Source organism: Psychrobacter sp. ENNN9_III (genome assembly GCF_001462175.1).
Taxonomy (GTDB): domain Bacteria; phylum Pseudomonadota; class Gammaproteobacteria; order Pseudomonadales; family Moraxellaceae; genus Psychrobacter.
In genome coordinates this window covers 22,294-35,960 of record NZ_LNUO01000001.1, presented here as the reverse complement: position 1 = coordinate 35,960, position 13,667 = coordinate 22,294, and the positions used below count along the sequence as shown (strand labels likewise).

At 41.6% G+C, this 13,667-nt stretch carries 12 protein-coding genes; 2 read left to right on the top strand and 10 right to left on the bottom strand.

From position 1 onward, the window contains the following. Positions 1-138 precede the first annotated feature (138 nt). Complete coding sequence (locus tag PENNN9_RS00165; RefSeq protein ID WP_058367759.1) at positions 139-519, top strand: hypothetical protein; 381 nt, start codon at positions 139-141, stop codon at positions 517-519. Between the two features lie 130 nt (positions 520-649). Here the strand turns inward: PENNN9_RS00165 and PENNN9_RS00160 are convergent, their stop codons facing one another. The 3 genes from PENNN9_RS00160 to uvrB all read right to left on the bottom strand — a co-directional run bounded on the left by PENNN9_RS00160 (position 650) and on the right by uvrB (position 4,769). Beyond that, the gene (locus PENNN9_RS00160; RefSeq protein WP_058367758.1) at positions 650-1,030 is read right to left on the bottom strand and encodes a hypothetical protein; all 381 of its coding nucleotides are present in this window, start codon (positions 1,028-1,030) and stop codon (positions 650-652) included. A 334-nt stretch (positions 1,031-1,364) separates the two neighbouring features. Further along, positions 1,365-2,417, bottom strand: coding sequence for a pyridoxal phosphate-dependent aminotransferase (locus PENNN9_RS00155; protein WP_058367757.1), 1,053 nt, complete (start codon positions 2,415-2,417; stop codon positions 1,365-1,367). Between the two features lie 240 nt (positions 2,418-2,657). After that, on the bottom strand, positions 2,658-4,769 hold the full coding sequence (gene uvrB, locus PENNN9_RS00150; RefSeq protein WP_058367756.1) for an excinuclease ABC subunit UvrB: 2,112 nt from the start codon (positions 4,767-4,769) through the stop codon (positions 2,658-2,660). A gap of 466 nt (positions 4,770-5,235) precedes the next feature. Here uvrB and dps point away from each other — a divergent pair, with 466 nt between their 5' ends. Beyond that, positions 5,236-5,718, top strand: a complete 483-nt coding sequence (dps, locus tag PENNN9_RS00145) for a DNA starvation/stationary phase protection protein Dps (protein ID WP_058367755.1) — start codon at positions 5,236-5,238, stop codon at positions 5,716-5,718. Between the two features lie 160 nt (positions 5,719-5,878). Here dps and PENNN9_RS00140 read toward each other — a convergent pair whose 3' ends face one another. The 7 genes from PENNN9_RS00140 to PENNN9_RS00110 form a co-directional block, all read right to left on the bottom strand. Further along, on the bottom strand, positions 5,879-6,943 hold the full coding sequence (locus PENNN9_RS00140; protein WP_058367754.1) for a cation diffusion facilitator family transporter: 1,065 nt from the start codon (positions 6,941-6,943) through the stop codon (positions 5,879-5,881). A 152-nt stretch (positions 6,944-7,095) separates the two neighbouring features. Beyond that, positions 7,096-7,662: an acyl-CoA thioesterase gene (locus tag PENNN9_RS00135; protein ID WP_058367753.1), complete on the bottom strand. Its 567-nt coding sequence runs from the start codon at positions 7,660-7,662 to the stop codon at positions 7,096-7,098. A 157-nt stretch (positions 7,663-7,819) separates the two neighbouring features. Further along, a complete protein-coding gene (locus PENNN9_RS00130) occupies positions 7,820-8,230 on the bottom strand; it encodes a DUF2177 family protein (RefSeq protein ID WP_058367752.1) in 411 nt (136 codons plus the stop codon). A 42-nt stretch (positions 8,231-8,272) separates the two neighbouring features. After that, the gene (locus PENNN9_RS00125) at positions 8,273-9,664 is read right to left on the bottom strand and encodes an SAM-dependent methyltransferase (RefSeq protein WP_058367751.1); all 1,392 of its coding nucleotides are present in this window, start codon (positions 9,662-9,664) and stop codon (positions 8,273-8,275) included. A gap of 69 nt (positions 9,665-9,733) precedes the next feature. Next, positions 9,734-10,705, bottom strand: coding sequence for a DUF1365 domain-containing protein (locus tag PENNN9_RS00120; RefSeq protein WP_058367750.1), 972 nt, complete (start codon positions 10,703-10,705; stop codon positions 9,734-9,736). A 33-nt stretch (positions 10,706-10,738) separates the two neighbouring features. Then, the gene (locus PENNN9_RS00115) at positions 10,739-12,445 is read right to left on the bottom strand and encodes an NAD(P)/FAD-dependent oxidoreductase (RefSeq protein ID WP_058367749.1); all 1,707 of its coding nucleotides are present in this window, start codon (positions 12,443-12,445) and stop codon (positions 10,739-10,741) included. A 60-nt stretch (positions 12,446-12,505) separates the two neighbouring features. Further along, positions 12,506-13,243 (bottom strand): SDR family NAD(P)-dependent oxidoreductase, encoded by a 738-nt coding sequence (locus PENNN9_RS00110; RefSeq protein ID WP_058367748.1) that lies wholly within the window; start codon positions 13,241-13,243, stop codon positions 12,506-12,508. Positions 13,244-13,667: the final 424 nt, after the last annotated feature.

Genomic DNA, 13,667 nt, shown 5'->3' with positions numbered 1-13,667 from the left:
CCAGTTAAGATACTTTATCTTAGCTGGTTTTTTAATTCTTAATCAGCCAAAATATATCGCTAGGTATTATTAGTGATTCATAAATGCAGTCTAACATGCCTCAATTTAGACCCTACTCAAAACCTTGAAGGAAAAATCATGAAAAAAATCCTAGTTTCAACTACTATGCTCGCCTCACTAATACTGACTGGATGTACAACGGCAGGAACCAATACAGGCACTGCGATGGGTACAGCCAATGAAATCGGTATGAACGTATTTAAAGCCGCTATTGACAATCAATGCCGTAGTCAAATTGAAAAACAAAGTGCCTGGCGTATTGCGAGCGTAGCTATGACCGAGACTCAAGAAGAAGCGGTGAAAAGCAAGGTCTGCGGCTGCGTGAGCGAGCAAGCACCCCAACATGTGACAGTGGTTGAGCTGGGCAATGCGGCAATTGATGCCGATTACCGAACCAAACTGGTCACGCGTGTGGTCGCCAAATCGCTGCAGTCTTGCTACGCAAGCTTCACTCAATAAATGATCCATTCATTTAAGCAAACAACCCGATGTGCTTTATAAATAAGCGCATTGGGTGTTGGCAATTACTAGGGTTTAACCTCTCTAGCATCTGATACTTCTAGCGTCTATTCTGTTTAGCTTTTATTGTCTAATACTTATCAGCATCTGTAATTACCGCATCATTGCCTAAAGAAGCACCCATAGGCAAGACCCTAGACGGACGGAAATATTTAGAATGGCTGCTGATAATGTCGTTTACACCATCGATTAAATCTTCAATCACATCATCGTAGATACCATGATGCAGCTCAGTTTTAAACGCAGTAAAGGGATGCTTTCGCGCTGCGGCCCGCACATCTGTAATGCCTTCTTTAGTATAAAATATATTTACAGAGCCGTCACTGTTCAACACGCAATTGAGCTCACCATTATCAATAGCCATGTCAATACGTTCAGGCGTAAAGATGTAATCTTCTACATCGAGCAATTGTTTTTCTACTTCTTTTTTGAAGATGTCTTTAATATCCATCTGCCAAATACTCCTTTGTATTTACTGTCAATAAAACGATCATGATCATAAATGTAATCATGACCCAAACCCTGTCTTATTTTTTATATTATAAGATGTCCACTTTGTTTTTAAGACAAAAAATGTAAAACTGCGTTTGTAGTTAGTAATAGTGAAAGGCAGTCGTTGGCCTTGATATTAAAGTAAGTTCACAAATGTCAGCTTATAAAATTCATACAAGGTTAGAAATATATCTATCAAATAAAAACCACATAAAAAAGGTGAAGTGCTCTATGTGCAACTCACCTTTTTTGTATTGGTTGACTTTAAACGTACTAAACTTTTAAATCATCAATCAAACCCAGCCTTTTTCACGAAATGACTTTAGTACTTTGATAAATACTGCCATCTCATCAGGTGTACCAAGTGTTAAGCGATTGTACCCTGTGATAGGTGGAAACTCGCGACCAACTTTGATACCACTGTCGCGCATCCTATTGATGTATGTGCGTAAGTCGCCTTTTATCTCATGAAAAATAAAGTTGGTCTGTGAAGGTAAATAGTGAAGTCCAAGCTCGTCTAATGCTGCTTCAATCATCTGACGGGATTGTTTGGTCATGCGTGAACTTAGCTTCAAAAAATCTATATCATCTAAGGTCGCAAGAGCAGCGACTGCACCTGACAAGTTAGTATTGTCCATAGACATAAACGCTTCAACAGCAGCGATAGCCTGCGGGTTAGAAATCGCGTAGCCCACTCGCATACCGGCTAAAGCATATAACTTTGAGAAAGTATGAATGACAATAAGGTTGTCTGATAATCCTTGTTTTATCCACTCAAATCCACTCTCAAAGGTTGGGTCTGTCACGTACTCTAAGTAAGCTTGATCCAATAAAAAATAATGGTTATCTGGCGCATTACTTATCCATGTTTTAAGCTTAGCTGTTGAAGTAATAGTTCCTGTTGGATTATTAGGATTGCAAAGATAAAGTAAACTTATACCATCAAACTCGTCGGCAGCTTTTTGCAGAGTCTTTAGGTCTAAATCGTAATTTTCGACCGTCAAAGGTACTTTGACTACCGAAGCTCCAGTAGAGTTTGCATACATCTCTGCACAATCAAATGTTGGTACAGGGATTACCATTTGAAACTCTTTGCCCTCTTTAAATGCTTTGTGTTGCAGCATTTGTATAGTAGCTCGCATATTTTCAGTCGAGCCATTACCTAATGAGACTTGATTTTCTGCCACGCTATGCATAGTAGCGATCTTACTAATGAGTGCAGCACGTGGATTGTCTGGATAACGAAAACCTGCACTTAAAGAGTCTGTAATGGCTTGTTTGGCAGAATCTGACATGCCGAGCGAGTTTTCGTTCGCGTTTAACTCTAAAACTTTATTATTATGCATGGGGACGATACGCCTAAATGTCGGTGAAGAATAAAATATAACGTCTGATATCATATTAAGTGGCATTTAGTATGATTACAAGTTTTCTAGACCCCAAACATTAGTTATTAATTATAATCAGTAAAAATCTTTACACTTTCAATCTCTTAACAACCAACAAAAAAAGGATGAATTGCAAATATGCAACTCATCCTTTGACAGTTAAATAAGACGCATACTAACTACAATGCAGATAACTGATTAGATTAAGTGTGCTTTTAACTCTAATACTTTGTCACGCGTTTTGGCCGCATCCTCAAATTTCAGATCACGAGAAAACTGCTTCATAAGCTTCTCAAGACGATTGATTTCTTTAGCCAGCAAATCAGGACTGCGCAAGATACTGATATCGACATCAGGCAGATGACTCTTGATTGGAATCACCTCATTGTCATTAGCATTGAGATCATCACCAGTATCAATCTTATCGGTGATACTACGACGTGCGCCTTTTGGGGTGATATTATGCTCAATATTAAAGGCAATCTGCTTATCACGGCGACGATCCGTTTCATCTATCGCCGCTTGCATACTTGGCGTAATACGATCGGCATAGAGAATGGCTTTACCATTCAAATGACGCGCAGCGCGGCCAATGGTCTGAATAAGGGAGCGCTCAGAGCGTAAAAAGCCTTCTTTATCGGCATCAAATATCGCCACCAACGACACCTCAGGCATATCCAGACCTTCACGCAATAAGTTAATACCGACCAACACATCGTGCACACCAGTACGCAGCTCATGGATAATCTGCATACGCTCAACTGTGTCAATATCAGAGTGTAGATAAGCGACTTTGACATCATACTCTTTAAGATAGCTTGTCAAGTCCTCTGACATACGTTTGGTCAATGTCGTAATCAGTACGCGTTCATCTTTTTCACGGCGCTTGATAATCTCCGATAGCACATCATCGACTTGCGTGAGTACAGGACGAATCTCAATCTCTGGGTCAATCAGCCCAGTCGGACGCACTACTTGCTCGACCACTTGCTCACTGTGTTCAAGCTCATATAACGCAGGCGTCGCACTCACATAAATGGTCTTGGGCTTGATACGCTCCCACTCTTCAAACTTCATCGGACGGTTATTCATCGCACTTGGCAAGCGAAAACCATAATTGACCAAGTTTTCTTTACGCGATCTATCGCCTTTATACATCGCCCCAATCTGCGAAACGGTCACATGCGACTCATCAAGGAATAGCAACGCATCCTCTGGAATATAATCAAACAAAGTCGGTGGCGCCTCTCCTGATGGACGACCAGAAAGATGCTGCGAGTAGTTTTCGATGCCGTTACAGTAGCCAAGCTGCTGAATCATTTCTAGATCATACTGGGTACGCTCTTTAAGGCGCTGCGCTTCAACCAATTTGTTATTGTCGCGGAAATACTCAAGACGCGGCTCAAGCTCCTCGCGAATGGTATGACTTGCCGCCTCCAATTTATTACGCGGAGTCACATAATGAGATTTTGGATAAATAGTAATGCGCGGTACGCTACGTACGGTTTTACCTGTCAAGGGATCAAACCACGTGATCTTCTCGACCTCATTGTCAAACAGATGTACACGGACAGCGAGCTGCTCAGACTCAGCAGGATAAATATCCAATAGCTCACCACGCAAACGATAAGTACCGCGTCCAAAGTCTAGCTCGTTACGGGTATATTGCATCTCAACCAAGCGCTTAATGGTCGCAGTACGATCTATACGGTCGCCAACCACGACATGTAGCAGCATTTTTAGATAGCTTTCTGGATCGCCCAAACCATAGATACATGATACAGAAGCCACAATAATCGCATCACGACGCTCAAGTAGCGCACGTGTGGCTGATAGACGCATCTGATCGATATGATCATTAATGGCACTGTCTTTTTCGATAAAGGTATCGCTGGCTGCAACATAAGCTTCCGGCTGATAATAGTCATAATAACTGACAAAGTACTCAACCGCATTATTGGGAAAAAACGCTTTAAACTCACCATATAGCTGGGCAGCTAAGGTTTTGTTGTGTGCCATAATAATGGTTGGACGTTGACATTCAGAAATAACCTTGGCCATGGTATAAGTCTTACCAGACCCCGTCACCCCAAGTAGCAACTGCTCATCCATACCCTTATTGATACCATTGACCAATTTCTCAATCGCTTGCGGCTGATCGCCCGCTGGCTCAAAATCGGTGACCATCTCAAAGGCGCGACTTGATATTTGTGTTCCAGACGCATTGACACCAACGATTTCAGCTTCGCCTTGCAGCTGAGTGGCCAATTGGTTTAACTGACGCGACGAGCGCGGTTCAGGCATTCGCATAATGGCTTTCTTCCTCGTTAAGTTTAAAATGATATGGGGGTCAAACCGCTCTTTTTAAAGGATAACAGCCGGCTTTACCCTAGGCTATGAATGATAAAATTTGCCTCTAATAATGCTCATTGCAATGATCAAATTTACAAAGCTTTTCACGATTAACAAAGTCGTTACACGACCACTTAATAAAGCATAACGCTTGAGGGTTCAATCATTAACGTAAACTGCTATCATCGTTTATGAATTGACTGGTAACACTCAAGCGACGCGTTAGTCTTTTTTTATGAATGTTTTATAAAAAGATTGTTATAAACCAATCGTCATAGTTTTTAGACTTTATGGTTTTTAGACTTTCTTTAGATAAAATACAGAGACTGGTGTTAGAGCGCTATTTAAGAAATATATTAATAAAGAACAATTCACCTTAAAATTTTTAAATTCAATAAAATAACTTTAAATAACGGAGTAAAATATGAGAGAACGTTACGCAAGTGGTATTACTGATGAGACAGCAGAAAAAATGGTCGATTTGCTAAACTCCAACCTAGCGAATCTTATTGATTTGAGTATGGATAGTAAACAGTGCCACTGGAATCTACAAGGCACTGGCTTTATTGGTGTGCATCAATTATTAGATGACACCTATGAGCGTTTGACAGAAGCATATGACACTGTAGCCGAACGCATTGTTATCCTTGGTGGTAAAGCGAATGGCATCTCGAAACGTGTCGTTGAAGACTCTGTATTAGAGACTTACCCTACTGATATCACCGAAGTTGATCAGCATGTCCGTGAGCTTACCAACCGTTATAAGACAATCGCTGAAGAGCTACGTAAAGCTATCGATTCAGCAGGAGAAGCTGGTGATGAAGATACAGCAGACTTATTTACTGAAGTTAGCCGTATTATCGATAAAGATGCTTGGTTCATCGGTGCTAACGCCCCAAAAAAATAATATTTAGCCTATAAATATTGTCTCAAAAACAAAAGGGTCACTTTAAATAAGTGACCCTTTTTTTATACTTATCTGTCAAATATTAGAGATTCACCAATCTTGTCATTCACTATGAGGCATTGCGAGGCGTTGTCACTCGTTGTGAAAATTATCAGAAATATCAAACAGCCTCACTACTCTCTAAACTCAAAACTTCAGCGTCAGGTACTGATAAGGTTAAAATAGCCTCTTGGAACAGTGGATTGGCTCGGAATTGATTTTCGATAGTTTCAAACTTACGAGCAAGATGTTCTTCGCGTTGATTGCCTGCAATATCTACTGCTGCCACCATAAATATTTTTTTGGGACCGACCCATTCCAAATGTAAATACGACACGCTATCGACATCTGGATGTTCAAGTAGTTTGCCTAGCACATAACGATGCATTTTATCAGAGACTTTATGCCCTACTAAAAAGTCACGGTTACGACTGATTAAAAATATGGCGACTGCGCCCAAAAGTAAACCAACAATGATAGAGCCAAGCGCATCCCAAAATGGCTGACCAGTATAGGCATGCATACCCATCGCAGCAGCAGCGACAACCAAACCGATCACAGCTGCCAAGTCTTCAAAAAACACGCCGCGTAACGTTGGGTTCGACGTGTCAACGACATAACCAATCGCACTTACGTCAATTGCTTCACCATGTTTTTTGCTTTGTAGATAAGCCTGCACCAATGAGAAACCCTCGAGGACAAAGGCGATGGCCAAGATAACAAAGCCGATGGTATAGTTGGTCTCACTCTCCGCTGCATTCCACTCAGTGATACCTGTGTAAATAGAAACAATAGAGCCTGCCATAAAGACACCAAAAGCGGCAATCATTGACCACACATACGACTCTTTACCATAGCCCAAAGGATGACTTCTATCAGCAGGTTTCACAGCCTTCTTCTCAGCGACAATTAATAACGTCCCATTGCCAGCGTCTGCCCAAGAGTGCGCTGATTCCGCTATCATCGATGCAGAACCAGTCATAAACGCGGCCACCGTCTTAGCAATAGCGATAATAAGATTTGCCCCAACTGCGATCAGTACTGTCGTCAGCGAACTTGAAGACTTATGCTCGGATACAGAAGTGTTATCATCAGACTTCCCAACACCGCGTATGCGCGTACTTGCTATGTTGGGATCATCAGTAGGATGGGATTGTAGGTTGGTATTGGGCGGCTCTAAACTCATACTAAACTCAGTAAAACGATACGTGATAAGGCATGTGCACTTTATAGGAGCCATGCTGTTTATGGTAGGTAACAGCTTAGCTTAAAATAAGCGCTTTAAGATATCAGTAGCTTTTTAGTGAGTCATGTCAGAGAGTTATGGTTTTTATATGATTAAATATTACCTTGTTCAGGCTTACTGTTGGTTGTGTCTGCTGATTTTCCAATCATTTCATCGATATCGCAACTCGGACGGTTTGAGCTGTCCATACGCAGGTTTTTACGTGCTAAACCTGCATCAAAACGACATTGTTGCATGGCGTTTTTGATATCAAGCGGCGGAATAGGTGTCGGTTTACCATTATCATCGATAGCGACCATCGTAAAGTAGCAGCTATTGGTATGGCGAATGGTACGCGCGCGCACATCTTCTGCTTCAACGCGAATACCAATCTCCATCGAGGTGGTGCCCACATAGTTGACACTCGCGGCAAAGGTGACCAGCTCGCCCACATAGATGGGCTCACGGAACATCACTTGGTCGACAGATAGCGTCACTACATAACTACCGCTATAACGGCTGGCGCAAGCATAGGCAACTTGGTCAAGCATTTTGAGCAAATCACCACCATGCACATTACCAATAAAATTTGCCATATCGGGCGTCATCAGTACCGACATATATAATTCATGATTTAGAGGCGCTTTTTTGGCTGTGGATGAGGTGTTTAGTTGTGGCATAGTCTTCCCATTTCGCGGTGAGCAGTTAAAAGTGATATAAGTATTTGGCATTAGTGTAACGCAAACCACCTGTTTTATGACAGTTTTATGATAGTGTCTGGTTGGTCATCGTTAGCGAACAATCAACATATCGAGGTATCCATCACTGCCAAGTTAACTAGCTCAGCCAGTGAAAACGATAAGCCAGCCACGCTACGACAGCACTGACAGAACCGGTCAATAACCCGCCCCATACGAAGTCCACTAGAGCCGTATCAAGTGTAAAACCTTTATATAATGCAAGATTGGTAAAGTCGTAAGTGCCGTAAGCCATTAGTCCTATTAATCCGCCCAGCAAGAAAATATGACCTATCGAGGCGCCGGCTTTGATTTGCGGATAAAGAATCAATATGCAAAGCACTAGCAGATAGAACATATAAAACACGCCAGCTGCCACCATATTTGGCTCATCGGCAAGTAAGTGTCCGATGCGCTCTTCATAGAATGCGCCTTTCATAGTCTTAAGCCAAACTGTATCAATACCTAAGAATATGACAACCGCAGCAAGATAGATAAATATATGACCCATGATAATAACCTTCTATAATGTTCATTCTCACACAATTATTTACTAAGCCAAAACTGTAGCTGCTGGTAGGTCAGAAAAATGCAGCGAGTCAATATTGTCCGGCTTAACTGCTGTCACCTGTACTACTCCAATCGTACGCTCCAAAAAGCCGCCTTCACAATAGCAAAAGTAAAACTCCCACAAACGGATAAATGCCTCGTCGTAACCGAGTGCTTTAATCTCTTCACGCTGCGCCATAAAAGCCGTACGCCAATCGCGCAATGTATAAGCATAATCAAAGCCATAGTCATGCAATTGTTTGACGACCATATCTGTCTGTTCAGTAAACTGAGTAGTTAGCTCTTGGTTGGAGAGCAAACAACCACCAGGGAAAATATGAGTCTGGATAAAGTCGACTGAATCAATATAATCTTCGTAATTTTGATCATTAAAAGTGATGGCCTGCAATACCATAAGACCTGTTGGCTTGAGCAAGCTATTACACTTGGCAAAGAAAGTCGGTAAATACTCATGTCCTACCGCTTCAATCATCTCGATACTGACTAGCTTGTCATATTGACCTGTTAGCTCGCGGTAATCTTGCTTAAGTAGTGTAATCTTGTCCGACAGACCTGCCACCTCGACTCGTCGCTTCGCCTCATCGTACTGGGCGTCAGAGATAGTTGTCGTCGTTACCTGACAGTCATAATGCTTGGCCGCGTAAATCGCAAAACCGCCCCACCCTGTACCGATTTCAATGACATGATCATCAGCCGTCAATTGCAAGCGCTGACAAATCAGTGCCAGCTTATGTTGCTGTGCCTCCGCAAGCGCTGTATCAGATGTCTTGTATACCGCTGATGAGTACATCATAATGGGGTCTAAAAAGCGCTCGTACATGGCATTACCCAAATCGTAATGCGCTAGAATATTAGATTTGGAACCAGCCTGATCGTTACCGCGCAGTTGATGCTTGGCTTTCTCTAAGGTTTTACTTAGACCTGCAAAGCGATTTTCCAAACTATTTAGCACTGCTAAATTACGGGCAGCCAGTCGTATCAAACCAGTCAGATCATCGGTATCCCACTCACCCTCAATATAGCTGTCGGCAAGTGCGATAGAGCCACCAAATAATAGCCGACGATAGACGTTACTGTCGTGAATTGTCAAAGTAACGTCTAATGAATGACGTCCCACTGCTGAGCTGCTTATTGCGCTGGACTGCTTGCTACCGAAGCTGTTTATCTTCGGTGCTCGTTCTTCAAAATCCTCTATTAAAGTGATGCTACCGAATTTAAGATAGCTAAGCGCACGGAGTATCGCCTTTCTAGCCAAGTAATTCACACTTTTATTAACTGGTTTCAAAACAGCGTTGTTACTGACCGTTTTGCTAAAGCGTGCAGTAATTTTATCTATTTTTGATGTAGGTGTACGGTTGGTTGGGCTTGCTGGCATCGTGCTATTATCCTTTTGTATTATATTTTTAAAGTATAAATTTTCTATTAGGATTGACGGCTACTCTTACTAAGAGATATCTTTAGAATCTTTGACGTCCTGCTGACTATCAGCCAGCTTTTCATCATAATTAATATAAGGAACTTTTTTGATCGCATAGAGCTTGAAAGCATGCCAATAAATACGTGTCAGCGACGTAAAATTCATGAACGGATTTTTCCGCAGACTGTCACGAATTGTCGTCTCTGTCATCGGTATACCGGACATCTTAATGCCTGTCTTTAATACTTCGCCACGCGCGTCACTTATGTTGATAGCGATGCGAACTTGCAAGCAACTATCTGACTGCTTTTTTACCTTTACCTGCCAGCGATACAGCTGATCTATCGGGTTAAATGGTGAAACATGAAAGTCTTTATCATGGCAAAACTCTGTATCAGTGCCTTCTAATAAAAACCCATAATAGTGACGTTTGTCCCATGGTGTATTGGAAACCTCCGCAAGCAGATGCGTAGGTATTTGCTCCTTATCAAAACCCAAATAAAAATTGACTGGACTAAAATATAGTCCAACATTGCGGCAGACTAGCATGCCCATCATCTCACCTGCCGGAGCACTACCTGCATACTTAATAAACGCTTTTTTTAAGCGCTGTTCGAGTGTTTTAGCACGATTTAAACCATTTTTTTTGTCGCCATCAGCATTATTGTCATCTACACTTGGATGCAAATAATCATCTGCACAGAACTGCTGCAATGCCTTTTTTTCCGCTGAAAATAGCAGTAAGCCTTTTATACCAATACGCTTATTTAACATTCGTTTAGCTAGGGCTGATGTGCTCACTTCTGGTAATACCTGTCCCGCTGCTAGCGCACTGATATTGACACCCCAATAAAGATACGGATAAGCAAATTTGTGCATGCTGGGTAGCAAACGACTGTGCCACGTTGTTCCTTGAAACAACTGATGCGGCAACATATTAGGGACTTGTGGCGACTCATGAATTGGCATAGCGTCAGACGGATGAGCTGAGGTAGTCATAATGTGCTCTTATATAATGATATTATTGCACTGCTATACATTTTTAGCTTTGCGACGGCCAAATAAACCTCGTTTTTTCTTACGATTAAATGCTTGTGCAGTTGGTTGCAAAGTTGCGATATAGTCGACCAGTTCTTGATTGGTAGTAGCCCTCATCACGTGACGTTTTTTGAGTTTGCGTGCTTGCTTATCTGCCTTTACTGGCAAATCTCTATAACGAAATGGCATGTGCGTGCTATCACTATCAGGTAGATGATTTGGATCGACTTCATCTTTAATATCAATCGTACTACCCAGTATCTGACAGACACGCAGACCACTACGTACGCCATCTTCATGGAAGCCATTAAACCAATATGCGCCGCAAAAATGCGTATGTAGACCACTACCGGATATGCGCGACCACTGAGCTTGTGCAGCAATCATCTTGTTATCGAATACGGGATGGCTATAGTCAATACTTTTAATGATTTGCGCAGGATTAATGTCTTTATTTAGCGTGACTAGATAATTATGCTGCTTGGTCAAACGCTGCAAGATATTCATATGATAAGTCAGTACTGGCTTTGCAGATGCTTGTTGTTCATCAGTCTTATCCTGCACTTTATCTTTATCGTTAATTAAGTAATTCCAGCTTGCCCATGCCAGTGATTTCTTTGGTAATACTTCGGTATCGGTATGCAGCACCGCTGTATTATTAGTAAACTGAAACTGTCCCAGCACCTCACTTTCATCAGGACTGGCATCGTTCAGTAATTTCAGCGCCGTATCGGCATGACAAGCAAAAATAACGTCATCAAAGGTGAACTGTTGCGCATCGCTATTAGCACTTTTATCAATGACGGTTAAGGTCACTTTATTGTCATGCCGAACGACCGACTGCACCGGACTATTGACCCGCACAGTACCCCCAGCTTTAACAAAACGCGTCACTAACTTATTAACATACTGCTTAGAGCCACCTTTGATAGTGAACCATTGCGGACGATTAACCACATCGAGCAAACCATGATTATCAAAAAACTGCGCGAAGAATACTAAGGGTGTCTCTTTTACTTTTTCTAGGCCAGTCGACCAGATTGCTGAGACCATTGGCAACAGATAATTATCGGTAAATAAAGCGCCATAACGCTTACTCGTCAGATAGCTACCTAGGGTTTGCTCAGTAAAATCTCTCACCTCCTGCCCTTGTGCGCGCGCCGTCTCATAGTCTTGACGCAATTGACGGACATGTTTATTGAACTGCAAAATATCAGTCATAAACGCCCAAAACTTAGGATTAAGGACATTTTTGCGCTGCGATAGTAAGGTGTTCAGCGTATGACCATTATATTCAAAGTTGCGAGCGGTATTTTTCACTGAAAAACTCATATCCGTTGCTTGATACGGCACTTGCAAGTCATGCAGTAAGCGAAAAAAGTTTGGGTAAGTACGCTCGTTAAAAACAATAAAACCTGTATCTATTGCACTATCCTCCATTCTATCTTCTTTCGCCTTTTTGCCATATTGCAACGTCACATCGATCGTATTTATGTGCCCACCAATATAATCGCTGGCTTCAAACACTGTCACGTTATGAAGCTTTGCCAAATAATGAGCGCAAGTTAATCCTGCTACCCCAGAACCGATGATAGCGATACTTTTCGTTGCTTGATCATCGACTGTCTCATTAGCTTGTACTGGTTGTTGCTTTACAGTTTTTGGTTGATCAGATGTACGCTGACGGCGAAAAAATGGCATAAGACTTTCCTTAGTGTTCTATCTAATAAGTCGTTATTTAGCTCAGGGTTACTTAGCTAATTATTTTTTGTTCATTTTTTCACTGACTTGCTGCCAGACCGTATCTGGTAAAGCGCCTAACGCCTTTAACGATAGCGTTAGCCTTCTGGGAAATTCAATGACCTCTTCACCATCTTTGATACCTTGTCGAATCGCAAAACTCGCTTGCTCAGGCGTTTGTATAAACGGCATTGGAAAGTCATTTTGCTGCGTCATTGGCGTTTTTACAAAACCTGGCACCACTAAACTAACATCGACGTTGTGCGGTGCTAGGCTAATCTGTAAAGTCTTCATCAAGTAATGAATCGCGGCTTTCGAGCTGCCGTAAGCTTCGGCACGGGCAAACGGCACATAGGCAGACGCTGAACCAATACCGACCAATCGCCCTTTTGACGCAATGAGTTTTGGCAACACGCCTTCAATAGCATGTGACAGCGTACCCATATTGACCGACATGACTTTCATAAAGACACTGCTGTCAAAATTTGGCATATCTAAATATTCACACATGCCTGCGCCACAAATCGCTAAATCAATTCTCTCAACCTTCTCAAAGGCTGCTATGACCTTGTCGCGATCCATCAAATCTAAATCAATCGGTGTTGCGCCTAAGTCTTTTAGCTCTGCTAATGCTTTATCATCACGGCCAACCGCGTAAACTTTATGGCCATCTTGTAAGTAGTCTTTTGCTAATTGATAGCCAATACCAGAGGTCGCACCAGTGATTAGAATATGTAAATTTTGGGTAGAGTCAGTCATTGTAAAATCCTTTTTCCAGTGGTTTTTTTCAGGAGTCCTTTGAACTAGCTGATTGAATACCAAAACTCTCATAAATCAATTAATATGAATATGTTAAGAGATATTACCAACTATCAGAATTAGTAATAATCTTATATAAATACCCATTTCATTTAATAAAACTAAATAATAGGCTTTCAAATAATTATAGACTAAGTATTGATGATTACTGTTGTAACTTCGCACAACATCTCTTATAACCACTATTTTTTGATTAACAACTGTTTGCCTACTATTCGCTACTGATTGAGTCAGCACACTATTAACCGTTGAGACAGCATAATATCAGCATGCTACAATGCTAAAGGCAAGGTTATAAGAGCTGATATAAAGGACTGTATGTTCCTTATTTAACATGCTTTTATCTTGTATTGACAATAATTAC